Here is a 24435-nt window from a genome sequence, read left to right as displayed (position 1 = left end):
GAGCCGCCGCGTAGCGACCGGAATCACCCGAAATTCGTGATTCCGAGTACTTTCCACCGAGCGCCGTGCTAGACAAGAGCCATGGCAACCACTGCATTCAAGGGCAACACCGTCAACACCGTGGGTGAGCTCCCGGAGGTCGGCTCGGCCGCTCCCGGCATCGCCCTCACCGGTACCGATCTCTCCGACATCACCAGCGACCAGTACGCCGGCCGCCGAGTGGTACTCAATATCTTCCCGTCGGTCGACACCGGGGTCTGCGCCGCCAGCGTCCGCCGGTTCAACGAACTGGCCGCCGGACTGGACAACACCACCGTGATCAACGCCTCACACGACCTGCCGTTCGCACTCGGCCGCTTCTGCGGGGCCGAGGGCATCGAGAACGTGGTCAGTGGCTCGGGCTTCCGCACCGACTTCGGTTCGGACTTCGGCGTCACCATGACCGACGGCCCGCTGGCCGGCCTGCTGGCCCGCTCGGTTGTTGTTCTGGACGGCGACGGCAAGGTTCTGCACACCGAACTGGTTCCCGAAATCACCCAGGAACCCGATTACGACGCCGCGATCGCCGCGCTGTCGTGAACTAACCCAGCAGCGGCAGTACTTCGACGAGCTGGTCGGTGACATGGTCACTGGCCAGCTCGTTCGGTAATGGCAGCCCGGCAGTAGTCAAAAAGCACGTTGCCATGCCCGCTGCCCGGGCGCCGGCGGCGTCGATCGCCCGGTCACCGACCCCCAGGCAGGACGAGGGTTCGAGCCCATGCCGCTCGGCCATCAGCCGATACATCTGCGGGTCGGGTTTGCGGCGGTGGCCGTCGGGGGCACACACCATGTCGTCCACCACCAGACCGGTGGCCTCCAGCAGATGGGTGGCGCTTTCGCGGTCGCGGTGGGTCACGATCAAATTCAGCCCGCCGTGGGCCCGCACCGCGTCGATGACTTCGCGGGCACCCGGCATCACCGGCGGGGGATCGCTGCGCCAGCGCTGCTTCAAATCGGCGTAGGCGCGGGTGAGTTCGTCCACGGTCACGTCGAACCGCTCGGCCAGAGTGGACATCGCCCGCGAGGTGGAGAGCCGAGTCAGCCGGGCCACCTCGGACACGTCCACCCGTGCCCCGGTGGCGGCCACCCGCTCGGCGAACAGCGCGTCGATCTCGGGATAGGTGTCCAACAGGGTGCCACCCATATCCCACACGACGTTGCGGTAGCTCATCACCGCATTGTGGCAGGAACCTCCCGCGACAGCAGTTCGGTGTCCCCGGCAAGGTCGTCATCGGTCAAAGCGGTGACCGACTCGACCGCCAACAGCCGCTGCTCGAGCTTCTCCCCACCGGGGCCGACATAGCGGTAGCTCTGATTGCGGCCGCGCAACTGGGCACGCTCCCGCGCCGCGGTGGGGGAATCGGCCCGCACCAACAAGAAGTCCTCATGCCGGCGCGCCCGGTCGCCACCGGTGGTTTCGTACAACAACACGGCCAAGTAGGGCTGATCGGTCATGTCCCCAGTGTGCGTCGGCGGTGCGAACCTCACCATCAGGTGAGTCCCTGGGATGTCACCGATCGGCGGGGGCTGTTCACCGATGGCCTAGATTGGACCACATGGATGGGGGAGTGCGGTGACCGAGTTACTGTCTGCGTCCCCCTTGCTGACAATCATGGTGGTCGTCGCTCTGGGCGCGGCCGTGGGCATGATCAAGTTCGGGCCGCTGCGCTTCGGTGCGGCCGGCGCTTTGTTCGTGGGCCTGGCGATTGGGGCCCTGGATCCGGCACTCGGCGGGGCTCATCTCGGCTTGGTGCAGACCTTGGGGCTGGCCCTGTTCGTATACACCGTCGGGCTCGCCGCGGGGCAGACCTTCTTCGCCGACCTGCGCAGCCAATCACCGGTGATGCTGTTGGGGCTCGGCGTGGCCGCGGTGGTGGCGGTGGTCGCGATAGTGCTGGCCAAGGTCTTCGACATCGATGCGGGCATGATCACCGGTATCTTCGCCGGCTCACTGACCTCCACCCCGGCCCTGTCGGCGGCCACTGCCGCCACCGGTAGCCCCGATGCCGCGGTCGGCTATTCGCTGGGATATCCGGTGGGTGTCATCCTGGCGATCATCGCGGTGGCCCTGGTGGTGAACCGCAACTGGCCCGGACGCCGTGACTCCGCATCGCTGGCCGGCGAGGGACTGATGGCCCAGTCGGTGAAGGTCACGACCGGCGTGCCCGTACGGTCGGTGCCCGGGTGGGCGGACGAGTCGATCAAGATGTCGTACCTGATCCGGGACGGACACACCCGGGTGATTTCCCCGGGTGAAGACCTGCACCCCGACGACCGGGTCTTGGTGGTGGGCACGCCTGCCGCGGTGCAACGCGCCATGGAGTTCCTGGGCGAGAAGATGAGCGGCCAACTCACCGACAACCGCACCGATGTCGACTTCCGCCGCTTCGTGGTCTCCGATCCCTCGGTTGCCGGCCGCACCGTGGCGCAGTTGAATCTGCCCGGTCGCTTCGGTGGCGTGATCACCCGAGTGCGCCGGGGCGACACCGATCTGCTCGCCCGCGACGACCTCGTCCTGCAGTTGGGAGACCGGGTGCTGGCCGTGGTGCCGCACGACGAAATGGACGCCATCACCGACTACCTCGGCGATTCGGAACGCAAGGTGTCGGAGGTCGACGCTCTGACGCTCGGGCTGGGCCTGGCCCTGGGTCTGCTGCTCGGGGCGATCACCGTCCCGCTGCCGGGTGGGATCGCATTTTCCCTCGGTGCTGCCGCAGGGCCGCTGATCGTGGGCATGATCCTCGGCGCGGTACACCGCACCGGCCCGCTGATCTGGCAGATCCCGTTGTCGGCGAATCTGACTCTGCGGCAGTTGGGCCTTTTGCTGTTCCTGGCCACCGTCGGACTGGCCTCGGGCCAGAGCTTCGCCAGGCAGGCGTTCACCGCCGTCGGCCTGCGCGCCGGACTGATCGCGGCTGCGTTGGTGCTGACCGCCACAGTGCTGCTCTTGGTGGGAGCCCGGCTGATGGGCCGCAGCGCCCAACGCGCAGTCGGTGCCTTCGCCGGATTCATCGGGCAGCCCGCGATCCTGGCCTTCGCCACCGACCGGGTCGATGACGAACGCATCGAATCCGGCTACGCCACCCTCTTTGCGCTGGGCATCATCGTCAAGATCATCGCCGTCTACGTGATGGCAGCGCTCATCTGACCAGTAGGCTGCCACGCCAGTGCAGGATTATCGATCTGCGTGCTTCGACCTGCCGACCTCCACAGCGTCGACAACACCGGCGACGGCGCTGGAGATCACGGGCACCCCGTGCTTCTCCTCGAGGATCTTGGTTGCGCCCAAGGTACGCAGGCCCCCGCAAGAAATGAGCATTGCGTCGGCCTCGGGCGCCGATGCGTGCAGTTTGTCCCCCAGAGCAACGATTTCCTCGGTATCAACGCTGAGGACGCGTCCGACATTGGTCAGATCCATTCTCTCTGCCGCAACAACGTTGAACCCGGCCTCCGTCACGAAGCTATGCAGACGCGTTTCCAAGTCCTGGTGGTATGCACATCCAACGGCGACGTTGCGAGCGCCCACCTTTCGAAGGCCCTTGACCACGGCGTCTGCCATGGTCGTGACCGGCACTTCCCCGGCGGCAACGCGCATTCGCTCCAAGAGTCGTTCGTGACCTTCCCACCCGTGATAGAAGCTGATGGATGTCCCCATCATGCTCACCACGTCCGGATCATGGCTGCTGAGAGCTTCGATTGCTTCCACCAACCCCTGCAGGGCGACATCGAATGCTTCTGCCGAAACAGAAGAGATGCTCAAGCTCTTGGCGAAGAAGTCGATCCCGGACGGATAGATTTCTGTGGCCTCCGGAGGCACTTGATCCCCGGCTGGGGGGACGATCATCCCCACGCGCAGATTCGACATCCAACTCACCTTTCAGCTTGGAACGATCAGGAGAAGAGCCACGAACATGAGGGGACCCACCACAACCATGGACAGCCCCCATGTCAGGAGCCGGGAGTGAATTCGGCCCCGCGGCCACTCTGGTGCGGTGGCGGCCATGGTGGCTCCCATCGTCGAGAATGGAGCGACATCGGCCAGAGCCGAGCACAGGGCCAGACCGCAGACGACCACCCAGGCTGAAAGGTCTCCGCTCATGGCCAACGGCACCGCCAAGGGGACGACGGCTGCCAAAGTCCCTGTGGTGGATGCAAACGCAGAGACCAGTCCGCCGACCACGAACAGCAACACCGCGGCCAGAATAGGTGCGCCCAGCCCCATTGCCGCCGTGGCGAACAGGTCGACTGCACCCATGGCCTGCAAAACACTGACAAATGTGATGATGCCGCACACCAAGAGAATGGTCGACCAGTCGATATTCTTGACGGCGGACTTGCCGATTCCAGGATCGACCAACAAAAGTATGGATGCGAACAAGAAGGCGGCAAGACCGATGTCGGTCTTGAAACCAATGATTTCCAGTGAAATCACGGTTGCCACAAAGGCGATAATGGCTGCGATCGTTACATAGTGGATGCGTTCGAACTTACGGACCTCGGTGGGAAGACCCGACTCTTCGTCGTTCTCGCTAACTTCTTGCCCTGAGGCCATCAAGCCACCTTTACGGAACAGGCCCCCATAAATCACGTGGCCGACCACCAGAAGGATGACGTTGATCACCAACGCGACGACGAACAGCGTGATCGGGTTGAGGTCAATTCCCGCGTCCACCGCTGTGCCGTATGTGATGATGCCGAAAAGCCCGATCGGTGCGAACATTCCAACGGTGAGTCCGGTTCCAATCGAAACGCTCATCAACATCGGGTCGATTCGATACCTGCGTGCAACCTGCATCCCCACCGGGATCACCGCCAGGGCCGCCGTAGCGGCCATCGCGGCCACAGCAGCCGCCAGAACGAAGAACATCGTGGGGATGATCGGGCGGACGTGCCCATAGCGAGCGAGTACTCGATCGATGATCGTGTCGATCGTCCCGTTCAATTGGGCTATCCCGAACAAGAGGGTGACACCTGCCAGGAGAATGATCAGGTTTACCGGCACTCCCTTGAGAACATCAGAGAGCTCCATGTTCGCTAGCAGCACACCCACCAGGGCGGCAGCGGACAACGCCAGGACGCCAACATGCACTTTGCGGATCTCAGCAATCGCGAAAACCAGCGCAAATATCACCAATGCTGCAATTTGGCTCACCATAGGATTTGGTCTCCTTGAATTCCAGGAACCACACAGGGGTTTCTCTGTTGACTTGCCCGGCTTCGCCGTGGGTCAACAGTAGGGAAAGCGGCACCAGCCACCAATCGGTGAAACCTTTACTCCCTGTCTTCGGAAAGCGTCGAGTTGCCTCTCGCAACGCAAGGTACGGTGCCCTTCCGCCTCGTCCTACTGCCCACGTGGTGGTCACGCACCGCTATCGCCCCTCCATCGCTGTCAGTTGCGCTCTGAGGCTGGTGTCCATCGGCGATGGCTGGCAGGCTGTTCGTCCATGGAAACGGTCAGCATCGAGATGTCCGAAGGTGCCTGCGACGCCCTGCTGTGGCTACCGGAAGCACCCCGCCATGCGGTTCTGTGGTGCCCCGACGCGTTGGGGATTCGGCCGGCGAACATCCGTCAGTGCGAAAAACTCGCCGAGTGGGGTGTGGCCGTGCTGATGGTGAATCAGTTCTGGCGCTACTACCGCCCGCCCTTCATCACCGAGGGCTCACAGGTCGGTGGCGAGGATCAGGAGTTCGCCGAGCAGGGCATGCGCAACTACAAGCAGTTCGACTTCACCGGCATCGACGCCGATGCTCCGATCTGGGCCGAGTACCTGGCCGAACGGTCGGGGCTGGACACCTTCTCGTATGTCGGCTTCTGCATGGGCGGCCGGGTCGGCATCCGAGTGGCTGCCGCCACCGGTGAGCGTTGCACCCACGTCACCGCATTCCATCCGGCCTACTTGATCCAGGACAACCCGAACAGTGAGCACCTGCTGCTCGACCAGGTGCAATGCCCGGTGCACTTCGAGTACGCCGATGACGATCCCGGAGCCAACGCCGAACAGCGGGCCGAGTTCGCCGAGGCTGCTCTCGAAGCGGGGGGCACGCTCACCGACGACCTGCATCCGGGAGCCCTGCACGGGTTCATGATGGAAGACCGTCCGGTGTACGCCCCTGAAGCAGCCGCCCGGGGCTGGGAGTATCTGGCCGGGCTCTACCGCGACTGAACTGTCAGCGGCGGGTCCAGTCCGAGTACCCCTGGCCGGACGGTGGCGGCGGATAGTGGCCCTGGTACGGGGCCTGCTGAGGCATCGGCCCTACCGGGTTCAATAGGCCGGCATTGCGGGCGTAGTGGTTCTGCTTTTTCGTGTCGTCTGCCATCCGCACCAGCCCCACCAGCGCGAGAAGGAAACCGATCGCACCGACGGCCACGCCCAGACCGTAGCTGAACGGACTGAACTCTCCGTCCGCGCCGAGTCCCGTCACCGTCACGAAGGCCAATACCCCGGCAGCGATCGGGGCGGCGACAGCCGTGCTGATCGTGAAGAGAGTGGTTCCGGCGGTCGGCAGGCCCCCACCGAAGATCTCCCGCCTGCGCGCGATCGACATCCAGTTCATGATCAGACCGACCAGGAACACGGGGAATGCCAGCGCCAGCAGGACGGCGCCGGTGATGAGCAAACGCTCCATCCGCGACCAGTTCTGGTGATAGGCGAGCAGGGCATCGCTGTCTCGGAACACATCCACGAATGAGCTACCGGTCTCACTCGGCCGGCAGGTCAGCTGGTGCAGACCATTCTGATCGGCCCGGAACCGGTACCAGTACTTCTCCTGCACCAACTCCACCGGCCCCGCTGGGCCTTCCACTGCGCAGGCCGGAAGCTTCGGCGAACTGAAGATTGCGCGACTACTCGCGGTGAGGAAGTACTCGGTCGGCGCATCGGAGACCTCGATCTCGGTTTCCGACACGACCGCCTGCTCGGCGGACGGATAGGGATGTTCCTGCTCCAACTTCATCGTCACGGTGATCATGGCCAGGCCGAGAGCGGGCATGAAGGCACCCAGGAGCATCAACAACAGGGGCACCACACGGGGCCGCAACTTCTTCACCGTAGCCATCCCATCTCACAATCCCGGCCGACAGCCTACGCCGACATCGGGGCGGCCGGGCTCAATCCGCGGGCTTGGTGGCGCGAATGAAAGCGCTCGCGAAAGCCCCGTCGAGGGCGTCGACCACGTCATCGCCGGTCATCCCCTCCGGCAACTGCGCGGCATCGAGACGTTCGGCCAGCTCGATCAACTCATCGCGGGTGTAGTGCCGGGTCACTTCAACCGAGGCGTCCTCGAAACCGGCGGCGCCCAGCTTGGCGAGGTAGTCGCGGTCGAGCAGAGCACCGGAGATACAGCCGGTCCACAGTGCGACCACACCGGTGAGGGCCGGGGGTACCTCCCGCAACAGCACGATGTCGGAGACCGCGAACCGGCCGGACGGGCGCAGTACCCGGTATGCCTCGGCCACAACGGCGTCCTTGTCTGGGGAGAGGTTGATCACGCAGTTGGAGATCACCACATCCACCGACGAGTCGGACAACGGCACATCTTCGATCTGACCCTTGAGGAAGGTCGCATTCTCGATGCCGGCCTCGGCTTGGTTGCGGCGGGCCAGGGTGAGCATGTCGTCGGTCATGTCCAGGCCGTAGGCAGTGCCACCGGGGGATACCCGACGCGCCGAGAGCAGCACGTCGAGGCCACCGCCCGAACCCAGATCCAGCACATCCTCACCGGGCTTCAACTCGGCCAGCGCGGTCGGGTTGCCACAGCCCAGGGAGGCCGCCAGAGCGGCGGTGAACTCGGTGTCCTGGTCGTAGATGTCACGGGTGATCGCCGAGGCAGCCGCCTGGTCACCGCCGCAGCAGGAGGATTCGGACGGTGCGGCCGGGGCGCAGCAGTCGCCACCGGTGTCGGTGATTGTCAGGTGGGTCCGGGCGGCAGCGGCGTAGCGCTCGCGTACCGCTTGGTGAACCTGTTCGCCGGTGCTGGGGGTGGTGGCCATGCGGGCTCCTTACATAGATGCTTGTCGATCTATGCTAACGCGCGGTCTGCCATGCCGGCTCAGTCGTCCAGCAGGACCACGACCTTGTCGGTGGCACCCGGGGTGCCGGACAGTTCGATCGCGTCGAGTACCTCGGAGTAGGGCATCACGTGGCTGATGATCTGCCGGTACTTGTCGGCCTGGGCGATGATGTCGTCGGTCACTTCGAAGATCTCGGTGGGGTAGGCCATCGACATCCGGATATCGGGCTCGGCCGGCAACAGGCCGAGCAGGTCGATCTCGACCTTCTCCTTGTACACCGCCGGGATGCTGACGACCGCGCCGTATTTCAGGCAGCCGAGGATGGTGTGCAGGCCGGCGGGGGAGCCGGCCGCGTCGATGAAGCCGTAGGTGTCGGGTCGGGGGTCGCGCAACATGCCGCGGGTACCCTCACCGTGCAGTTCGATCAACCGTTCACGCACGTCGGTCTCGGTTGGGTTGATCACCGCATCGGCGCCGATCTTCAGGGCGGTCTCCAGCCGGGCCGGCTGTACGTCGACCACCACCACATGCCCGGCACCCACGACCTTGGCGCTCAACAGCGCACCCAGCCCGATCGGGCCCGCACCGAAGATGCAGATCTTGGCGCCCGCGGGCATCTCGAGACGGTTCACCGCATGCCGGGACACAGCCATCGGCTCGTTCAGGGCGGCGACCTCCCAGGGGATCTCGGCCGGAATCACCCGCAGTTGCTTGCCGGGGGCGGCTTCATGCACCACCACGTACTCGTTCAACCCGCCCTGATCACCGCCGGAGCCGAAACTGCCGTCCAGGAAAGCCATCGGGTCCAAGACGACATGGTCGCCCACCCGGAAGTCGGACACCTCCGAGCCGACCTCGACGATCTCGCCGGCGGCCTCATGGCCGAGCGGATGGCGTCCGGGATTGTTCCCCAGGCCACCCTTGGCGATGTACATGTGGTCGGAGCCGCAGATTCCGGACGCCTTCATCTTCACCTTGACGTCTCGGGGGCCGCAGGACGGTTCGGCAACCTCCCGAACTTCGACCTTGCCGGGTCCGGTGATCATCACGCTGCGCATCGATTCCTGCCTTCCCTTGCGGTTTGGCGGTCATCGTAGGAAGAATCCCCAAGCAAGCGGGCAAGATCCCCGCCCACCGAGATCCCGGCCACCACCATCGGACGGGACTTGATCTCAATGAGGAGACGTCCGGTGATGAATGACCTTTTGCCTACAGCATCCAACGGTTTGGCGCCCGACCGGCCGCCTCTGCACACCCCGGAGAACCCCATCCGGGTCGTGACCGCCGCCAGCCTCTTCGACGGGCATGACGCGTCGATCAACATCATGCGACGGATCATGCAGTCCCAGGGCGCCGAAGTGATCCACCTGGGCCACAACCGGTCCGTCCGGGAGGTCGTCGACGCCGCGCTGGACGAGGACGCCAACGCGGTCGCGGTCTCGTCCTACCAGGGCGGGCACGTGGAGTACTTCGAATACCTGGTCGACCGGTTGCGGGCCGCCGGCGCCGATCACGTCAAGGTCTTCGGGGGCGGCGGTGGGGTGATCGTGCCCGAGGAGATCGAGCGACTGCGGTCGGCCGGAGTGACCATCTTCAGCCCCGAGGACGGACAGCGACTCGGGCTGCCGGGGATGGTCAACAGCGTCATCCAAGCCGCCGATTACGACCTCTGGGAGGTCGCGCCGGCCCCGGTTGACCGGGTGCTGGCGGGGGAGCGGACCGCGATCGCACGAGCCGTCACCGGTGCCGAAACCGGCCGGCTGCCCGAGGCGGACCGGCAGCGGTATGCCGAGGCTGCCGCCCGCAGCACAGCACCGGTACTGGGCATCACCGGCACCGGCGGCTCCGGCAAGTCCTCGCTCACCGACGAGCTGGTCCGCCGCTTCCGGCTGGACCAGGGCGATCGGCTCCGAATCGCGCTGCTGGCGATCGACCCGACCCGCCGCAAGGGCGGCGGAGCGCTGCTCGGCGACCGGATCCGACAGAACTCGCTGACCGGGGACAAGGTGCAGTTCCGATCGATGGCCACCCGGGGCAACAAGGAGGTGCCCGAGGCGCTGCCGACGGCGATCGACATCCTCAAGGCGGCCGGCTACGACCTGGTCGTGGTGGAAACCCCGGGTATCGGCCAGGGCGATGCCGGAATCGTGCCCTATGTGGACCTCTCGCTGTATGTGATGACGCCCGAGTTCGGCGCCGCCTCCCAGCTGGAGAAGATCGACATGCTCGACTTCGCCGACGTGGTCGCGATCAACAAGTTCGAGCGACGCGGGGCGATGGACGCGCTGCGCGACGTGGGCCGGCAGTTGGTCCGCAACCGGGAGGCCTTCGGCAAGAGGCCGGAGGACATGCCCGTGTTCGGCACCTCGGCGGCGACCTTCAACGACGACGGGGTGACTGCGCTCTACCAGGAGCTGCGCGGGCTGCTGGCCGAGCGGGGGCTGTCGGTCGAGGACGGGGCATTGCCGATCGTCGAGGTGCGGCATTCCTCGATGATCCAGCAAGTCGTGCCGCCGCGGCGGGTGCGCTACCTGGCCGAGATCGCCGACACGGTGCGCGACCACCACGCCCGCACCGAGGAGTACGCTCAGGCCGCCCGACGGGTGGAGCGCCTGACCGCGGTCAATGACGAGCTCACCGCGCGCGGGCGCACCGACCACGGCGTTGATGAGCTGCTCGACGAGGCCCGCCGGCAGGTGCCGACCGAGATCGGGGAAATGATCGAGGGCTGGCCGGCCCTGGTCGAGTCCTACTCCGGCGACGAACAGGTCGTGCGGATCCGGGATCGGGAGATCCACACCCGGCTGACCAAGGAGTCACTGAGCGGAAACCGCATCCCCCGGGTTGCTCTTCCGCCCTATGACGAGGCCGGTCAACTGGTCCGCTTCTGGCGCAAGGAGAACCTGCCCGGCTTCTTCCCGTACACGGCCGGGGTGTTCCCCTTCAAGCGGGACAACGAGGACCCGGCCCGGATGTTCGCCGGGGAGGGCGACCCCTTCCGCACCAACCGCCGGTTCAAGCTGCTGGCCGAGGGGCAGCCGGCGACCCGGCTGTCGACCGCTTTCGACTCGGTGACGCTGTATGGGCACGACCCGGCGGAACGGCCGGACATCTACGGCAAGGTCGGCACTTCGGGGGTCTCGATCGCCACCGTGGACGACATGAAGGCCCTCTATGACGGCTTCGACCTGGTCGACCCGACGACGTCGGTATCGATGACGATCAACGGCCCGGCACCAACGGTGCTGGCCTTCTTCCTCAACACCGCGATCGACCAGCAGATGGACGCCTTCCGGGAGCGGGAGGGGCGCGAACCCTCCGGCGCCGAAGCCGAGGAACTACGGGCCCATGCCCTGCAGAACGTGCGCGGCACCGTCCAGGCCGACATCCTCAAGGAGGACCAAGGGCAGAACACCTGCCTGTTCAGCACCGAATTCTCGCTGCGGATGATGGGGGACATCCAGCAGTGGTTCATCGAGCAGGGTGTGCGCAACTTCTACTCGGTGTCCATCTCCGGCTATCACATCGCCGAGGCCGGGGCGAACCCGATCAGCCAGCTCGCCTTCACCCTGGCCAATGGCTTCACCTATGTGGAGTCGTACCTGGCCCGCGGGATGGACATCAACGCCTTCGCGCCGAACCTGTCCTTCTTCTTCTCCAACGGAATGGACGTGGAGTATTCGGTGATCGGCCGGGTCGCGCGGCGGATCTGGGCGGTGGCGATGAAGGAGAAATACGGCGCGAACGAGCGCAGCCAGAAGCTGAAGTATCACGTCCAGACCAGTGGCCGGTCGCTGCACGCCCAGGAGATGGCCTTCAACGACATCCGGACCACGCTGCAGGCGCTGATCGCCATCTATGACAACGCCAACAGCCTGCACACCAATGCCTATGACGAGGCGATCACGACCCCGTCGGCGGAGTCGGTGCGGCGGGCCCTGGCGATCCAGCTGATCATCAACCGGGAGTGGGGCCTGGCGATGAACGAGAACTCGAACCAGGGCTCGTTCATCATCGAGCAGCTCACCGACCTGGTCGAGGAGGCGGTGCTGGCCGAGTTCGACCGGATCAGCGAACGCGGCGGTGTGCTGGGCGCGATGGAGACCGGCTATCAGCGGGGCAAGATCCAGGACGAGTCGCTGCTGTACGAGCACCGGAAGCACGACGGCAGTTTGCCGATCATCGGCGTCAACACCTTCCGCGCACCCGAGGCCGAGCGGGAGGTCGTCGAGGTCGAACTGGCCCGCGCCACCGAGACCGAGAAACAGTCGCAGTTGAAGCGGGTCGCCGACTTCCAGCAGCGGCACGCCGACGAGGCGCAGGTGCAGCTGGCCCGGCTCAAGGAGACGGCGATGGCCGGCGACAACGTCTTCGCCGCGCTGATGGACGCGGCCCGGGTGTGCACGTTGGGGCAGATCACCGAGGCATTCTTCGAGGTGGGCGGTCAGTACCGGCGCAACGTCTAGCCCCTGGTTGTGGATACCCGGGGTGGACGGACGCGCCTCACAGCGTCCCGGGGCCCCGTTCGGCCGCTGCGGCTTCGGCCTTGGCGTCATCGACCGCGGCCCGCGCCATTTCGGCTGCCTCATCGGCGGCGCTCGTGGCGGTGCCGGATGGCGCACCCGAGGTCAGGGCTGCCGGCCCGTCCGCGTCTGGGCGGTCCAGTTCCTGGGAGGGTGCCTCGGGTTCGGCCGGGGGTTCCGGCGGGGGAGTGACACCGCGGTCGGCGAAAGCCTTGCTGATCGTGGAGACCGCTTCGGTGAGCTCGCCGGGCAGTACCCACAAGGTGTTGTTGTCGCCGGCGGCGAGTTCGGGGAGGGTCTCCAAGTATTTGTAGGCCAGCACCTGGGGGTCGGCCTTGTTCTGGTGCACCGCCTGGAAGACCAGACCGATCGCCTTGGCCTCACCGTCGGCGCGCAGGATCGCGGCCTGCTGGTCACCCTGGGCCTCCAGGATCGACTGCTGACGAGTACCTTCGGCGGTCAGAATCTTCGACTGCCGGTCACCTTCGGCGTGCAGAATGGCCGCCCGCTTGTCGCGTTCGGCACGCATCTGCTTCTCCATCGCCTCCTTGATCGTCGGCGGGGGATCGATCGCCTTGATCTCGACGCGGTTCACCCGGATACCCCATTTGCCGGTGGCCTCGTCGAGCACACTGCGCAGTCGGGCGTTGATCTCCTCGCGCGAGGTGAGGGTTTCCTCCAGGTCCATCGAGCCGATCAGGTTACGCAGGGTGGTGACGGTGAGCTGGTCGATCGCTTGGAGGTAGTTGGCGACCTCGTAGACCGCGGCCCGCGGGTCGGTGATCTGGTAGTAGAGCACCGTGTCGATGTTCACCACCAGGTTGTCCTCGGTGATCACCGGCTGGGGCTGGGACGGGAAGACCTGTTCGCGGATGTCGAGTTTGCTGTTGATCCGGTCGACGACCGGGATGATGAAGTTCAGGCCGGGTTGCAGGGTGGTGCGGAACCGGCCGAAGCGTTCGATGTTGTAGCGGTGGGCCTGCGGGACGATGCGCACGCCGCTGATGATCAGGAACACCACCAGCAGCACGGCGATCACGATCAGGACCGTTATCGGGTCGGGCACGATGACTCCCTTTCGGGGTTGAGTTCAGGGCAGAAGTTCATAGGGGTAGACCACCGCGCTGGCGCCTTCGATCTGCATCACTTCGACCTTGGCGCCCACCGGGATGGTGTGGCTGTCGTCGAACGGGCGTGCCGTCCATTCCTCACCGGCCAGTTTGATCAGGCCGCCGTCGGCACCGACTTCTTGCAGCACCACCGCGGTCTGTCCGACCAGGGCATCGACGCCTTCACGCATCAGCGGGGCCCGGCGGCGCTGCAGCCTGGCGATGGGACGCATGATCACCAGCCCGAGGCTGCCGGCCAGGGCAAAGCCCAACAACTGCAGCACCAAGCCGCCACCGAACCCGGCCACCACCGCGGCGACCAGCGCTGCGCCGGCGAGTATGCCGAAAGCAAGGGTGAGGGTGAAACCTTCGGCCACACCGAGTCCGACGGCCAGCAACAGCCACAGGAGCCAGTGCATGGTCTCGTCCCCCTTCGGTACGCCGCTCCGGTCAAATCTACCGGGTTCGGCCAAGAATGTGGGCTCGCGCGCCGCTAGCATCGGGCCCGTGCGAAGGATGAGGGTGGCGGTGGGCCTGGGCATCACGTTGGTGATGCTGCTGGTCGGCCTGTTCACCGACGCCTTCGATCAACACGATGGGCAAGGTGTTGCCTCGGTGCACCCGGGGGAGTCGTGGACCACCTCGCTTGCCGACGTCGAGATCCACAGCCATGCGGTGGACCCCGAGGAACGCACCGTCAGTGTCGAGGTGACCGTGGTGACCCGGGTCGACCACCCGGTTTTGGTGCGCGAGGTGTTGGGCTTCGAGGTGGACGGCGAGACGATGCCGTTTCGAAGCAGGGCGGGTGATGTCGACCTGACCGTGCTGAACCCGCGGGTGCCGGTGCGGCTCACGGTGAGCTACCGACCCAGCGACGACGAGATGCACGTGCAGTCGGTGCTGGTGGACGGTGAGTGGCAAACCCAGGACGACAATGCCCTGCTGCTGCCCGACCACCAAGTGCTGACCCGCCCGGTTGCGGTGATCGAGCCATGAGATCTCGCCGGATCACCAGCGAACACTGGACCCCACTGCGGCTGCTGGCGGCGGTGCTGATAGTCGCGGTCGCAGTGATGTTGCACGCGCTGACCCCGGGCCCGGCCGGGTTGCGGGCGAACCACACCGTGTCCGCCTTCGCCTCGGCGTCCTCGGGGTCGATATCGGTGCGCGAAGGCTCGATCACCGTGACCCGATCGGCCACCTTTGCCGGCACCGAGTGTCCCGAGGATGGGGTGTTCCTGGTGGTCACCGCGACCTATCGGTTCACCCGGGCGGGCAACACCCTGCGCCGCGGACTTGAGATCGGTGGCACCCGGTACGCCCCGTCGGCCTGCCAGAACGACCTGGCCAATGCCGTCGCCGTGCCGGGGGAGGAGTACACGATCGACACGGTGTTCGTGATCGACGAGGACACCTGGGCGCGGGTGCGGGGGAGCCGGGTGGCGCTGCGGGTCGGCTACATCGACCCCTGGTACGAGAACCTTGGGCCCCGTGCGGTGTTGCGCCTGGCAGTGCCGGTGGAAATGTCCGAATCGGTCGAAGCGCAGGCCCGCCGATGAGGTTCACGGTGGCGTGGCGCCTCATCGCCGTGCTGGTGGTAGTTCCGGTGTATCTGCTGGTGGCCGGCTGGGCCGACTTTCAAGACCTGCGCACGACCGAACCGGTGCGCACCCGAACGGTGGCTGTCGGTGAGCCTGTTGCCGTCCGGGACGCGACCGTGACGGTGCGACGGACGCGGATCACCGACAGCACCACGATGGACATCTCGGGTGTGGACGATGCGACCCAGCAGTTGCTGGTGGTCGAGGTCGACCTCCAGGTGCATCGTCCGATGCCGGATCTGACCGCCTGCACCGCGCGTCTCGACGCCGATGTGGACGGGGTGTCGGCCCACCACCAGGCACGATTCTCGGCCTCGAAGATTGCCTGTGACGGATCCAAGACCGGCGTGCAGCATTCGACCTTCGTGTTCGTGGTGCCCCGCGGTGAGGTGCGACAGGCCTCACTGTTCCTGCAGGTCGGCCCCGACTCGCCGACCTGGCTGTTGGCCGAGGTCGCCTGAACCGGCCTGCAACACCCGGAAGGCATCGAAGGAGGCCAATGCGACCACGACCGTCGCAGCCAGGGTGAGTTGGCCACCGAAGCTGATCAGGGTCTCCCCAATCAGTCGCCCATAGGGTTCGGTCGGGCCGAACAGGTGCGCCAGACCGTAGGTCAGCCAACCGCCGGTGAAGGTGGTGAGCACGCCGGCGAACACCGCTCCGGCCATCGCAACCGCCCCGGAACGCACCATGGTGGACAGCGCGCCGATCACCGGTATCCACCGGTCTTCGAGGTCGATCACGAAGTCGGCGAGCAGATCGTTGATCACCGGCGGCATCCGATCGACCCATGCCTGCATCCGGGTGCTCAACCGGCTTTCGTCGAAGCTACCGCGCACCACCGTGATACCGGCCAGGGTGACCCACAACAGGGGAATGAAGATCACCACCAACACCGTGGACACGAAGCCCAGAACGGCGGTGGCGAGGTTGGGCCACGGCAAACCGGCGACCGCTCGGTCCATCCAGACGGCCAGGTTCGTGGTGCCGGCGCCGGCGACCATAGTGCTGACGAGTTTGCCGATGAGCAGTGCGGCGAGAAATGCCCAGACGGCTTCGAGCAGCAGGGCCAGCACCGTCCGCAGCACCCCGGCGCGCAGGAAGCGGCGCACCAGAATCCGGCCCAGAAAGGCGGCGACGATGATGGCGATGGTGATGCCGGTGAAGCGCACGTCCACGATGCTGCCTGCACCGCCCTGCCCCTGGGAGAAATCGAGGCTGTTCAGGGCCGCACGGGCGTAGTGGCGTACGTCGGCTTCGAACAGGCCCCAGGCCACATAGGTGAGGAAGAAGGGCAGGATCGAGGCGGCGAAGATCTCACCGATCCGCTTCCATCTGGCCCGGCCGTCCCCGGGCAGGTTTTCGGTGGATTGCAGGGTGCCGTGGCACACCACGCAGATCGCCACCAGTCCGGCGACCGCGACCAGGGTGCCCATCCCGTTCAGCAACAGGCCCTGCACCGCGTCGGATCGTCCCAGGTCGACGGCGAATTGCTGGTGCAGGGTTTGCAGGATGCCGGCCGTCAATTGGATCAGCAGGATCGCGGCCCAGTGCTTTTTCAGGACACGGCCCAGTGTCCTACCCAGTTCGATCCCGAAACTCACGTGCAGAGGCTATCCACAAATAAGGCCGACTGCGCCCCGTTGCGCCGGATGCTGCGTCCGTCGAGTGGTCGGAGGCGTCCGTCGCCCCACACGTCGAGGGCTCTCTCGGTGGCCGCCGCTCAGTGCGCGCGGCGTCGTAGTGCTTCGTCGCGATAGGCGGAGAGTTGCTCGACCCACTTCTCCACGGGTTGGTTCAGCGTCATCGCCGCGAACAGCAGATCGAAGCCCTGATTGGCGGTGCGGGCCCAGCCCATGATCTCCAGCTCTTCGCGCTCGGACTCAGCCGGCTCGTCGATATTCGCCTGCAAGGCTTCGGCATCGACGTCGCCCAGTTCGGGGATGACCGCTCGCGCGCCCTTGGCGAAGCGGATCGCATCCCGACGCTGCTCGGGGGTGAGGGAGTCGAGGTAGGGGAGGATGTTCAGGATCTCGACCCCAAGACTCTTGGTTCCGCCGGCCATCGACACGCCGATATGCCCGATGTTCTCCCATGGCACGAACCCACCATTACCGGGACGCAGGCCCTGCTCGTCAGCGGTGAACGTCATGCCCGCCTTGCGCATCCGGATCAGCGCGAAGACCCCGCCGACCCCGAAGAACAGAATGGCCACGACCCCGATCAACTTGTTGAGCCACGAGTCGCTGAACAACATGAAAAAGCCCCCGATGGTGAACACGACGATCGCGCCGATCAGGAAGGCGAGACGTCCGGCCGAGGGCTTGGCTACCAACTCACGCATAGTCGGATGATAAAGGGATTGGGGTTCTTTCGCCGGACGCGCCCTCACCGAACTGTTTCGTCGTTAGGCGTGATAGTTCACAAGCTTTAGCAGCGCCGCGCATTGGCCGGAAGCCAGGGGCTTGCCGGGGAAGCCAGGTGCGCTTCAGTGTCCGCGACGGCGCAGGGCTTCGTCACGATAGGCCGATAGCCTTTCGGCCCATTCGGCGACCGGCCGGTTCAGGGCCAGGGAGGCGAACTGCAGGCTGCAGCGCTGGTCGTCGGTGCGGACCCAGCCCATGCTTTCCGGTCCTTCACGTTCGGTAGCGCCTGGCTCCACCACATCAGCCAGGGCACGGTTACCGAAACGGCTCGCGGCCCGACGACGTTGTTCGGGGTCGAGCGATTGGAGGTAGGGCCGGACGTCGAGGATCTCGACTTTGAGTAAGGCGTTGATTCCGCGGAGCACGATGACGCTGATCTCTCCGACGTTTTCCCAGGCCACGAAGCCACCGTTACCGGGGTGGAGGCCGTGCCCGTCGGCGATGAACGTTATGCCGGTCCTGCGCGTTCGGATCAGCGCGAAGACCCCGCCGACCCCGAAGAACAAGATGAAGAACGCCCCGATCAGCTTGATGAACCACGGGTCGGCGAACAACATGAGAATGCCGCCGATGGTGAACACGATGGAGGCGCCGACCCATAGGACCACCCGTCCGGCCGAGGGCTTGGCCACCAATTCGCGCATTCTCGCACCCTAAAGGAGCCCGGGCATCCGCGTGCACGGGTTGGGTCGGCACAGTAGGGTCGAGAGGCGGGTCCCACCAACCAGCCCGCCCTGAGGGATCATGAATCGCGATCTGTTGCGTCAGCTCTGGGTTACTGCCTCCGCTCTGTTCGGCATCTACGGCACCCTGCTGGGGGTGGGCGTGATCGGTACCCGGGTTGAGGACGCCATGTCGGGCAACTTCGCGACCCAAGCCGCGCTGTTGACCCCGGGTACCACGGCCTTTTCGATCTGGACCGTGATCTACATCGGCCTGCTCGCCTACGTAGTGTGGCAATGGCTACCGAAGCAGCGAGCATCCGAGCGGCAGCGTGCCATCGGGTGGCTGGCCGGATGGTCGATGACGCTGAATGCGGCGTGGTTGCTGGTGACCCAGCGGGACTGGATCTGGGTCAGCGTGCTGGTCTCCGCCGTGTTGGTGGCGGTATTGGCGATCTTGATGGTGAGGGCCACCAGGATCGGCGCGAACTCGCTGCTGGAGAAGATCGTGGTCGACGGGACGTTCGGGCTCTACCTGGGCTGGCAGTGCGTGGCGATCTGCGCCAACATCACTGCGGCCGGAACCGCGAACGATTGGAGCATCGGCCCACTGGCAGATCAGATTCTGGCGGTGGTGGTATTGGCCGTCGCCGCCGGCATCGGCGTGGCTCTGGCATACAAGCTGGGAGCCCGCTGGGCGGTGGCGGTGGCGATCGCCTGGGGGCTCGGCTGGATCGCGGTGGCTCGGCTGCTCGATGAGCCCAATTCCGTGATCATCGGCGTCGGTGCGGTTGTGGCTGCGCTCGCCGTGCTGGCTGCACCGCCGGTTTTTCGCAAGGCTCAGGTCTAGTAGGCCGAGGCCTTCGTCCTGGAGTTGTCCAGGGCTTGCGCCGGAGCCCGGGGGAGAGCGCTGCTAGCGTGACCCGATGCCTGTCGAAGTGGTGCCGTATTCGGAGTCGTGGCCCGAACAGTTCGAACTCGTTGCCGCCGACCTGAGGCGAGCCGTCGCCGGGATGACCAGTGCACTGGTCGAGCACGTGGGTTCGACCTCGGTGCCGGGACTTGCCGCCAAACCGGTTATCGATATCGACATAATTGTCGACAGTGGAGAAGTGCCGGCAGCGATCGCGGCCCTCGAGGCAATCGGCTACGTACACCGCGGCGATCTCGGGATTGCAGGCCGGGAAGCCTTCTTCCCGCCCGACGAGAACCCGAAGCGCAACGTCTATGTGTGCACCGACGGCAGCCTGAACCTACGGAACCACCTTGCGGTTCGTGATGTGCTGCGAAAACGCCCGGATCTTCGCGACGAGTACGGGGACGTGAAGCTGGCCTTGGCCGCCGACCCGGAGATGGATATCGACACCTACCTCGACGCGAAATCTCCGACCCTTCAACGAATTCTCGCTGAGGCCGAAATGAGCGAGGACGACCGCGACCAGATCCTGCGCCTCAACCAGCAGTCTTTCGATCGCGACGATCCGGACGCGTGATGCGCCGGATCAATCGCGTACTCGTGGTTTCGCCAGGGGAGTACAACGCCGCAGCCCAAAGGGAAGAACCATGGCGATACCAGGTTTAACGAAATGTCATAATGTTGATTATCGGCCATGTGTCAGCGGCAGGCGCCAGAACCATGCCTACTCCCGCCAAGGTCGACTGCGGGCGTACGACTTGGGGCCTGTTCGCCCCGCATCACACTGATCGACCAGCCATCAGACTCTGCTGTGTAGACCACTCGCAGGTGGCGTCGATCGGTCGCGGCCTGAAAGAACTCCACCCGGGTCGGACACAAGCGCCACAGACGCCAATCACCCTCGGCCACTGCAACTCGCGCCGCTTCACTGCGCGCAGCGAGATCGGCTTCACACTCGGCCGGTGATGCTTCCACGACCTCGCCTCGAGCACGCACCGCGCGCATCAGCGGCTGCCAGTACACGTCGAGGGCCGCCACGGGGTTGGCCGCCAGTTGGCGTCCTTTGGGTGACGAAGCCGTGCCGGCGAAGGCCCAACCCCGGTCATCGACGTCCTTGAGGATCAGTGTCCGCGCATCCGGTACGCCGTTGGCGTCGACGGTGGCAAGAGTCACGGCATGGGGTTCGGGCACTTGCCGACCCAACGCTTCCTCCAGCCAAGCATGGAACAAGGCCACCGGTTCACCGGGCAGGTTTTCCAGATCGAACGTGGGCGCCGCACCTGTCAGGGACGGAATCTCACGCAGCCGGTCGGCGATGCTCATGCCCCGAAGGCTACCTTCAACTACTATTTCAAGTTTCAACTAAGAACACAGTAACCCACCGCGACTCCTACCCGAACCATGCGGCGTCGGTCATGATGGGCACATGACACGCGCACTGCTGATCGTCGACATTCAGAACGACTTCACCGAGGGCGGCTCCCTGGCTGTGGCCGGCGGCGGCGCGGTGGCGGCCGGCATCACCCAACATCTGGAGGAACACGGCGACGACTACTCGCTGATCACGGCCTCACGCGACTGGCACGACGCAGATTCGGACAACTCCGGCCACTTCTCCGACTCCCCCGACTATGTCGACACTTGGCCGCCGCACTGTGTGGCCGGCACGCAAGGCGCGGAATACCATCCGGCGCTGAACACCGAGCCGGTCGATGTGCATGTCCGCAAGGGCCAGGGCATCCCGGCCTATTCGGCATTCGAGGGCACCACCGACAAAGGTGATCGCCTCCTCGAAGCCCTCAACGAGGCCGACATCAAGCAGGTGGATGTGGTGGGCCTGGCCACCGATCATTGCGTGCGGGCTTCCGCCTTGGACGCCAGGGCTGCAGGTCTGGAGGTACGGGTGTTGCTCGATCTGTGTGCCGGCGTGGCCGCCGAAACCACCGAGAAAGCTCTCGCCGAGCTTCGTGCAGCGGGCGTCGAGGTGGTCGGTGCGGTGAGCAACTGAGCCTCAGCCGATCGAGAAGCCCTTGAACTCACCCTGGGCTTCGCTCAACTCGGTTTCGACCTTGGTCACCTGGCCGGGCCCGGCTCCCCCACGGATCGATCCGAGCAACTGACCGAGATTCTCGCGGGTACCTTCGGCGACCACCTCGACCGAACCGTCCAGCAGATTGTGCGCATAGCCCAACAAACCCCGCGGCCGGGCCTGCGACTGCACGAACCAACGGAAACCGACACCCTGGACGTGCCCGTACACAATCGCCTTCAACCGCACCGTTTCCAAGTCACCCATAAGTCGAAAGTACCCCGCCGGATCGCTGTGGTCACGGATGAGTTCCGCCTGTAGCCAGAAGTTCACCACTCCGTCACAACCGCGACGGCCTAGGCTTGGCGTCATGACCGATCCCGGCAGCCAGGCGGAGCGATGACCACTCCGCACCCCTGCCCCTGCGACACCCTTCGGGCCTACCCCGACTGCTGCGAGCGTTTCCACCAGGGACGCCCGGCCCCGATGGCGGTGACCTTGATGCGTTCGCGCTACAGCGCCTTTGCCTTGGGCCTGGAGCAGTATCTGCTCGACACCTGGCATCCCAGCACCCGTCCGGATCGGATCGACCTGGACACGAACACCGTGTGGACCGGGCTGACGATCGAGCACACCGAGGCGGGCAAGGCGTGGGACACCGAGGGCATCGTGCAGTTCTCCGCCACCTGGTGCTCCCCCGCCGATGAAGGAGTCCTGCGCGAACGCAGCAGGTTCACGATGGTCGATCAACGCTGGTATTACGTCGGCGGCCTGCACAGCACCAGTAGTTGAACAGTAAAACAGTAGCTGGGTAGTAGTACAGCTCAGCGCACTACCGATATGTGCCAGTCGCTCACCGCGACCGGGTCCTTGCCGCAGGAGGCCGGTAGGTCCGGCCAGTTGCCGCGTTCCTCGACCTGCACCAGCCAGGTGTGCCCACCCGGACGAGCCACCTCGACCAAGCCGTCGTGACGCACCTGGGTACGGAACACCCCGAGCCGCAGTTCACCGACCAGTTGCCGGATGTAATGCTCGGCCGACTGGGCAATCGGCGCCAGCCCCGACAGGCCCCGATTGTGGGTGTCGTTGAGCAGTGCCGGGGCGAACTCCTCGCGTCGGGCGGCATCGATCGCCAGCACGGCCAACTGCGGGTCGAGCCGGGCCAGGGTCAGCCCCCAGGGCAACATCACCCCGGTGGGCGCGAACCGATGTCCCCCGGTGTGGTTGGTTTCCCACACCATTCCGGGACGTTGTTCCGCGGCCGCCAACGCCACCGGACGGCCCCGCAGGGCACAACACAGGTCGCGTTTACCGTTGGTGCACACCAGCAACACCGGCTCGGTGGCCACCGACAGTTCGGGCAGTGCGGCCAACAGTCCATCGGGGGTGGGGGCGGTCAACAAGGCCCAGTCGAAGTCCAACAACCGGGCCGGGTCATCGATCGAACCGGTGAGCATCCACGGGGTCGCGTCCAACCCGCCGGCGAGGTACACCCGGCGTGGTTCCTCGGCGACGTCGGCGTGCTGGCCCGGGTTGCGCAGCAGGGCGATCCGGGCACCGATGCGGGCGGCGCGGTCCTCCAGGGTCGCCCCCAGTTCGGGGTCCAGATGTGATTGGGTCGGCGCGAGTCGTCCCCAGGCACCGTTCTGTTCCAGGGCGACCCAGGCCACCGCCCGCGCTGCGGTGCCGACCGCCGGGACGCGGGCACCCTCGTGCAGCATCGAGCACGATTCGGCCAACGGGGGTGCGGGGGTCATTCGACCAGCCTAGCCAGTCGTCGGCCGGGGCCGTAGTTCACTTCGGGGCACTGGGACCAGCTCACTGCCCAGCCACGGGCTCCTCGCCGAGCACCCGCTGCACCTCCTGCACGATCGCCACATCGGCCGGCAACCAGTCGAGGTCCCCCAGCTCGGGCAGGTCCTGCCAGGCGACCTGATCGTGGGCCGGGCCCGGGTGTACCTCGTGGTCGACCTCGGCCAGCCACACCCGCAGCGACCAGCCGTGGGTGATCGGCCAGCCACCCCCGGCGTCGGGGCCACTGACCTCGTCGCCGAAGCGCACCCGGGTCAGGCCGAGTTCCTCGTCCAGTTCGCGGCGCAGCGCATCGATCGGGTCTTCCCCCTCCTCGACCTTGCCGCCGGGGAACTCCCACATCCCCGACAGGGTGCCGTGGGCCCGTCGGGTGGCGAGCACCTTGGTGGGTGCGTCCAGCCGGTCGACCACGACCGCCCCCACGACGAGTTTCGCCGGGCGGGTCATGCGGCGGTGGTCTTCGGGTAGCGCGACCAGTAGAAGCAGTACAGCCCGTAGGCGGCGAAGCCCAGGGCCACCGCCAGCAGCAGGAAGGTGCCGAAGGGCTGTTCCAGGATCGTGCGCAGGGCCTCGTCGGTGCCGCCGGCCTTGTCCGGGTCGAAGGTGATCGCCGCCCAACCGAACAGCGCGCCCACCACCCCGATCGCGATGCCCTTGGCGATGTAGCCCAAGGTGCCCAGCACGCGGGCCCCGGTGCCGGGACGAGTGTTCAGTTCTTCGGTGAACTTCTGTCGCACCGCCTTGACGATCATGCTGATCCCGACCGCGATCACCACCACGCCGACGACGATCACCAAGATCCGCCCCAAGGGCATACCCATCAGTTTTCCGGTGAGTGATTCCTCGGTGCCGCCACCGCCGTCATCGCCGGTGGTGGCCAGCCGCACCGCGCTGAACCCGAGTGCTCCGTACAGGATCACCTTGCCGGCCGAGGCCAGACGTTTCCGGATCCGCTTCTTGTCCTCGAACTCGTGGTGGCCGAACAGGGCCTGCAGTAGCTGCCAGATCACCAGGGTGCCGAAACCGATTGCGATCACCACCATCAGCACCTCACCCCAGGGCTGCTGCGCCAGGCTGCGCAGGGCTCCGCTGGACGAAGCCTCCTCTCCCCCGCTGGACCCGCCGAGAGCCAGTTGGCCCGCGACCCAGGCGATCAGCAGGTGCACGATGCCGTAGCAAATCAACCCCACGGTGACCAGCCAGCGGTAAGCCTTGCTCTGTTCCACCGCCCGGCCGGCGCTCTTGCCGGTTTCCTCGGCCTGGTCGCGGGCCTGACGCACGTCGTCGCCATCAACCATGTCGGGCTC

The 24435-nt window shown here is 65.7% G+C and carries 28 protein-coding genes; 11 read left to right on the top strand and 17 right to left on the bottom strand.

What is annotated here, in order from left to right; all coding sequences use genetic code 11:
- Nucleotides 1–81: 81 nt before the first annotated feature.
- Nucleotides 82–579 (top strand): thiol peroxidase, encoded by a 498-nt coding sequence (tpx, locus tag ACR4XW_RS12920; protein WP_434760971.1) that lies wholly within the window; start codon nucleotides 82–84, stop codon nucleotides 577–579.
- Between the two features lies 1 nt (nucleotide 580).
- Here tpx and ACR4XW_RS12915 read toward each other — a convergent pair whose 3' ends face one another.
- Together ACR4XW_RS12915 and ACR4XW_RS12910 are read right to left on the bottom strand one after the other, a co-directional pair.
- Complete coding sequence (locus tag ACR4XW_RS12915) at nucleotides 581–1210, bottom strand: HAD family hydrolase (protein WP_434760970.1); 630 nt, start codon at nucleotides 1208–1210, stop codon at nucleotides 581–583.
- Nucleotides 1210–1494, bottom strand: coding sequence for a DUF4288 domain-containing protein (locus tag ACR4XW_RS12910; RefSeq protein ID WP_434760969.1), 285 nt, complete (start codon nucleotides 1492–1494; stop codon nucleotides 1210–1212). The genes ACR4XW_RS12915 and ACR4XW_RS12910 overlap by 1 nt, the downstream gene beginning before the upstream one ends.
- Before the next feature lie 157 nt (nucleotides 1495–1651).
- On the opposite strand from ACR4XW_RS12910, the gene ACR4XW_RS12905 reads away from it, so the two are divergent.
- The gene (locus ACR4XW_RS12905) at nucleotides 1652–3187 is read left to right on the top strand and encodes an aspartate:alanine exchanger family transporter (protein ID WP_434761182.1); all 1536 of its coding nucleotides are present in this window, start codon (nucleotides 1652–1654) and stop codon (nucleotides 3185–3187) included.
- A 27-nt stretch (nucleotides 3188–3214) separates the two neighbouring features.
- Here ACR4XW_RS12905 and ACR4XW_RS12900 read toward each other — a convergent pair whose 3' ends face one another.
- Nucleotides 3215–3904: an aspartate racemase/maleate isomerase family protein gene (locus ACR4XW_RS12900; protein ID WP_434760968.1), complete on the bottom strand. Its 690-nt coding sequence runs from the start codon at nucleotides 3902–3904 to the stop codon at nucleotides 3215–3217.
- A gap of 12 nt (nucleotides 3905–3916) precedes the next feature.
- Nucleotides 3917–5194, bottom strand: a complete 1278-nt coding sequence (locus tag ACR4XW_RS12895) for an SLC13 family permease (RefSeq protein WP_434760967.1) — start codon at nucleotides 5192–5194, stop codon at nucleotides 3917–3919.
- Nucleotides 5195–5483: 289 nt separating this feature from the next.
- On the opposite strand from ACR4XW_RS12895, the gene ACR4XW_RS12890 reads away from it, so the two are divergent.
- The gene (locus ACR4XW_RS12890) at nucleotides 5484–6203 is read left to right on the top strand and encodes a dienelactone hydrolase family protein (protein WP_434760966.1); all 720 of its coding nucleotides are present in this window, start codon (nucleotides 5484–5486) and stop codon (nucleotides 6201–6203) included.
- A 4-nt stretch (nucleotides 6204–6207) separates the two neighbouring features.
- Here ACR4XW_RS12890 and ACR4XW_RS12885 read toward each other — a convergent pair whose 3' ends face one another.
- The 3 genes from ACR4XW_RS12885 to ACR4XW_RS12875 form a co-directional block, all read right to left on the bottom strand.
- Nucleotides 6208–7008, bottom strand: a complete 801-nt coding sequence (locus ACR4XW_RS12885; protein ID WP_434760965.1) for a hypothetical protein — start codon at nucleotides 7006–7008, stop codon at nucleotides 6208–6210.
- Nucleotides 7009–7147: 139 nt separating this feature from the next.
- Nucleotides 7148–8029: an arsenite methyltransferase gene (gene arsM, locus ACR4XW_RS12880; protein ID WP_434760964.1), complete on the bottom strand. Its 882-nt coding sequence runs from the start codon at nucleotides 8027–8029 to the stop codon at nucleotides 7148–7150.
- Between the two features lie 59 nt (nucleotides 8030–8088).
- Nucleotides 8089–9108, bottom strand: a complete 1020-nt coding sequence (locus tag ACR4XW_RS12875) for a zinc-dependent alcohol dehydrogenase (RefSeq protein ID WP_434760963.1) — start codon at nucleotides 9106–9108, stop codon at nucleotides 8089–8091.
- A gap of 135 nt (nucleotides 9109–9243) precedes the next feature.
- Here ACR4XW_RS12875 and icmF point away from each other — a divergent pair, with 135 nt between their 5' ends.
- Nucleotides 9244–12516, top strand: a complete 3273-nt coding sequence (gene icmF, locus ACR4XW_RS12870; protein ID WP_434760962.1) for a fused isobutyryl-CoA mutase/GTPase IcmF — start codon at nucleotides 9244–9246, stop codon at nucleotides 12514–12516.
- A gap of 37 nt (nucleotides 12517–12553) precedes the next feature.
- Here the strand turns inward: icmF and ACR4XW_RS12865 are convergent, their stop codons facing one another.
- Together ACR4XW_RS12865 and ACR4XW_RS12860 are read right to left on the bottom strand one after the other, a co-directional pair.
- The gene (locus ACR4XW_RS12865) at nucleotides 12554–13639 is read right to left on the bottom strand and encodes an SPFH domain-containing protein (RefSeq protein ID WP_434760961.1); all 1086 of its coding nucleotides are present in this window, start codon (nucleotides 13637–13639) and stop codon (nucleotides 12554–12556) included.
- Nucleotides 13640–13663: 24 nt separating this feature from the next.
- Complete coding sequence (locus tag ACR4XW_RS12860) at nucleotides 13664–14101, bottom strand: NfeD family protein (RefSeq protein WP_434760960.1); 438 nt, start codon at nucleotides 14099–14101, stop codon at nucleotides 13664–13666.
- 88 nt (nucleotides 14102–14189) lie between these two features.
- Here ACR4XW_RS12860 and ACR4XW_RS12855 point away from each other — a divergent pair, with 88 nt between their 5' ends.
- From ACR4XW_RS12855 to ACR4XW_RS12845, 3 genes are read left to right on the top strand one after another with little or no spacing between them, the layout of a single operon-like run.
- Complete coding sequence (locus tag ACR4XW_RS12855; RefSeq protein WP_434760959.1) at nucleotides 14190–14678, top strand: hypothetical protein; 489 nt, start codon at nucleotides 14190–14192, stop codon at nucleotides 14676–14678.
- Entirely contained in the window at nucleotides 14675–15241 is a 567-nt protein-coding gene (locus tag ACR4XW_RS12850; protein WP_434760958.1) for a hypothetical protein, read from the top strand. Before ACR4XW_RS12855 ends, ACR4XW_RS12850 begins: the two co-directional genes overlap by 4 nt.
- Before the next feature lie 8 nt (nucleotides 15242–15249).
- On the top strand, nucleotides 15250–15744 hold the full coding sequence (locus tag ACR4XW_RS12845; RefSeq protein ID WP_434760957.1) for a hypothetical protein: 495 nt from the start codon (nucleotides 15250–15252) through the stop codon (nucleotides 15742–15744).
- On the opposite strand, the gene ACR4XW_RS12840 is transcribed toward ACR4XW_RS12845, so the two are convergent.
- The 3 genes from ACR4XW_RS12840 to ACR4XW_RS12830 all read right to left on the bottom strand — a co-directional run bounded on the left by ACR4XW_RS12840 (nucleotide 15685) and on the right by ACR4XW_RS12830 (nucleotide 18353).
- Nucleotides 15685–16887 carry a hypothetical protein gene (locus ACR4XW_RS12840; RefSeq protein ID WP_434760956.1) on the bottom strand — a complete coding sequence of 401 codons (1203 nt, stop codon included), beginning with the start codon at nucleotides 16885–16887 and terminating at the stop codon, nucleotides 15685–15687. The two genes, ACR4XW_RS12845 and ACR4XW_RS12840, sit on opposite strands and share 60 nt — an antisense overlap.
- Before the next feature lie 119 nt (nucleotides 16888–17006).
- A complete protein-coding gene (locus tag ACR4XW_RS12835) occupies nucleotides 17007–17627 on the bottom strand; it encodes an STM3941 family protein (protein WP_434760955.1) in 621 nt (206 codons plus the stop codon).
- Nucleotides 17628–17771: 144 nt separating this feature from the next.
- Nucleotides 17772–18353 carry an STM3941 family protein gene (locus ACR4XW_RS12830; protein ID WP_434760954.1) on the bottom strand — a complete coding sequence of 194 codons (582 nt, stop codon included), beginning with the start codon at nucleotides 18351–18353 and terminating at the stop codon, nucleotides 17772–17774.
- Between the two features lie 100 nt (nucleotides 18354–18453).
- Between ACR4XW_RS12830 and ACR4XW_RS12825 the strand changes: the two genes are divergently transcribed.
- Entirely contained in the window at nucleotides 18454–19221 is a 768-nt protein-coding gene (locus tag ACR4XW_RS12825; protein WP_434760953.1) for a TspO-related membrane protein, read from the top strand.
- Between the two features lie 76 nt (nucleotides 19222–19297).
- A complete protein-coding gene (locus ACR4XW_RS12820) occupies nucleotides 19298–19864 on the top strand; it encodes a GrpB family protein (protein ID WP_434760952.1) in 567 nt (188 codons plus the stop codon).
- Nucleotides 19865–19986: 122 nt separating this feature from the next.
- Here the strand turns inward: ACR4XW_RS12820 and ACR4XW_RS12815 are convergent, their stop codons facing one another.
- Nucleotides 19987–20610, bottom strand: a complete 624-nt coding sequence (locus ACR4XW_RS12815) for a pyridoxine/pyridoxamine 5'-phosphate oxidase (protein WP_434760951.1) — start codon at nucleotides 20608–20610, stop codon at nucleotides 19987–19989.
- Between the two features lie 103 nt (nucleotides 20611–20713).
- Here ACR4XW_RS12815 and ACR4XW_RS12810 point away from each other — a divergent pair, with 103 nt between their 5' ends.
- A complete protein-coding gene (locus ACR4XW_RS12810) occupies nucleotides 20714–21295 on the top strand; it encodes an isochorismatase family protein (RefSeq protein ID WP_434760950.1) in 582 nt (193 codons plus the stop codon).
- Between the two features lie 3 nt (nucleotides 21296–21298).
- Here the strand turns inward: ACR4XW_RS12810 and ACR4XW_RS12805 are convergent, their stop codons facing one another.
- Entirely contained in the window at nucleotides 21299–21583 is a 285-nt protein-coding gene (locus ACR4XW_RS12805; protein ID WP_434760949.1) for an acylphosphatase, read from the bottom strand.
- A gap of 132 nt (nucleotides 21584–21715) precedes the next feature.
- On the opposite strand from ACR4XW_RS12805, the gene ACR4XW_RS12800 reads away from it, so the two are divergent.
- Nucleotides 21716–22108, top strand: coding sequence for a YchJ family protein (locus tag ACR4XW_RS12800; RefSeq protein WP_434760948.1), 393 nt, complete (start codon nucleotides 21716–21718; stop codon nucleotides 22106–22108).
- A 32-nt stretch (nucleotides 22109–22140) separates the two neighbouring features.
- Here the strand turns inward: ACR4XW_RS12800 and ACR4XW_RS12795 are convergent, their stop codons facing one another.
- From ACR4XW_RS12795 to ACR4XW_RS12785, 3 genes are all read right to left on the bottom strand, one after another.
- Entirely contained in the window at nucleotides 22141–23073 is a 933-nt protein-coding gene (locus tag ACR4XW_RS12795; RefSeq protein WP_434760947.1) for a ferredoxin family protein, read from the bottom strand.
- Between the two features lie 61 nt (nucleotides 23074–23134).
- Nucleotides 23135–23575 (bottom strand): NUDIX domain-containing protein, encoded by a 441-nt coding sequence (locus ACR4XW_RS12790; RefSeq protein ID WP_434760946.1) that lies wholly within the window; start codon nucleotides 23573–23575, stop codon nucleotides 23135–23137.
- Nucleotides 23572–24426 (bottom strand): DUF1206 domain-containing protein, encoded by an 855-nt coding sequence (locus ACR4XW_RS12785; protein ID WP_434760945.1) that lies wholly within the window; start codon nucleotides 24424–24426, stop codon nucleotides 23572–23574. The genes ACR4XW_RS12790 and ACR4XW_RS12785 overlap by 4 nt, the downstream gene beginning before the upstream one ends.
- Nucleotides 24427–24435: the final 9 nt, after the last annotated feature.

Source organism: Pseudenemella bisphenolivorans (assembly GCF_051133435.1).
Lineage (GTDB): Bacteria > Actinomycetota > Actinomycetes > Propionibacteriales > Propionibacteriaceae > JAAYAO01.
This window is presented reverse-complemented; position numbering and strand designations above follow the sequence as displayed.

Coding starts and splice junctions, on each gene's coding strand:
- ACR4XW_RS12805 (WP_434760949.1), bottom strand. CDS start 21,583: ATGGGTGACTTGGAAACGGTGCGGTTGAAGGCGATTGTGTACGGGCAC.
- ACR4XW_RS12815 (WP_434760951.1), bottom strand. CDS start 20,610: ATGAGCATCGCCGACCGGCTGCGTGAGATTCCGTCCCTGACAGGTGCG.
- ACR4XW_RS12905 (WP_434761182.1), top strand. CDS start 1,652: ATGGTGGTCGTCGCTCTGGGCGCGGCCGTGGGCATGATCAAGTTCGGG.
- tpx (WP_434760971.1), top strand. CDS start 82: ATGGCAACCACTGCATTCAAGGGCAACACCGTCAACACCGTGGGTGAG.
- arsM (WP_434760964.1), bottom strand. CDS start 8,029: ATGGCCACCACCCCCAGCACCGGCGAACAGGTTCACCAAGCGGTACGC.
- ACR4XW_RS12860 (WP_434760960.1), bottom strand. CDS start 14,101: ATGCACTGGCTCCTGTGGCTGTTGCTGGCCGTCGGACTCGGTGTGGCC.
- ACR4XW_RS12890 (WP_434760966.1), top strand. CDS start 5,484: ATGGAAACGGTCAGCATCGAGATGTCCGAAGGTGCCTGCGACGCCCTG.
- ACR4XW_RS12850 (WP_434760958.1), top strand. CDS start 14,675: ATGAGATCTCGCCGGATCACCAGCGAACACTGGACCCCACTGCGGCTG.
- ACR4XW_RS12835 (WP_434760955.1), bottom strand. CDS start 17,627: ATGCGTGAGTTGGTAGCCAAGCCCTCGGCCGGACGTCTCGCCTTCCTG.
- ACR4XW_RS12885 (WP_434760965.1), bottom strand. CDS start 7,008: ATGATCACCGTGACGATGAAGTTGGAGCAGGAACATCCCTATCCGTCC.
- ACR4XW_RS12820 (WP_434760952.1), top strand. CDS start 19,298: ATGCCTGTCGAAGTGGTGCCGTATTCGGAGTCGTGGCCCGAACAGTTC.
- ACR4XW_RS12875 (WP_434760963.1), bottom strand. CDS start 9,108: ATGCGCAGCGTGATGATCACCGGACCCGGCAAGGTCGAAGTTCGGGAG.
- ACR4XW_RS12790 (WP_434760946.1), bottom strand. CDS start 23,575: ATGACCCGCCCGGCGAAACTCGTCGTGGGGGCGGTCGTGGTCGACCGG.
- ACR4XW_RS12810 (WP_434760950.1), top strand. CDS start 20,714: ATGACACGCGCACTGCTGATCGTCGACATTCAGAACGACTTCACCGAG.
- icmF (WP_434760962.1), top strand. CDS start 9,244: ATGAATGACCTTTTGCCTACAGCATCCAACGGTTTGGCGCCCGACCGG.
- ACR4XW_RS12900 (WP_434760968.1), bottom strand. CDS start 3,904: ATGTCGAATCTGCGCGTGGGGATGATCGTCCCCCCAGCCGGGGATCAA.
- ACR4XW_RS12825 (WP_434760953.1), top strand. CDS start 18,454: ATGAATCGCGATCTGTTGCGTCAGCTCTGGGTTACTGCCTCCGCTCTG.
- ACR4XW_RS12830 (WP_434760954.1), bottom strand. CDS start 18,353: ATGCGCGAATTGGTGGCCAAGCCCTCGGCCGGACGGGTGGTCCTATGG.
- ACR4XW_RS12785 (WP_434760945.1), bottom strand. CDS start 24,426: ATGGTTGATGGCGACGACGTGCGTCAGGCCCGCGACCAGGCCGAGGAA.
- ACR4XW_RS12895 (WP_434760967.1), bottom strand. CDS start 5,194: ATGGTGAGCCAAATTGCAGCATTGGTGATATTTGCGCTGGTTTTCGCG.
- ACR4XW_RS12915 (WP_434760970.1), bottom strand. CDS start 1,210: ATGAGCTACCGCAACGTCGTGTGGGATATGGGTGGCACCCTGTTGGAC.
- ACR4XW_RS12800 (WP_434760948.1), top strand. CDS start 21,716: ATGACCACTCCGCACCCCTGCCCCTGCGACACCCTTCGGGCCTACCCC.
- ACR4XW_RS12795 (WP_434760947.1), bottom strand. CDS start 23,073: ATGACCCCCGCACCCCCGTTGGCCGAATCGTGCTCGATGCTGCACGAG.
- ACR4XW_RS12910 (WP_434760969.1), bottom strand. CDS start 1,494: ATGACCGATCAGCCCTACTTGGCCGTGTTGTTGTACGAAACCACCGGT.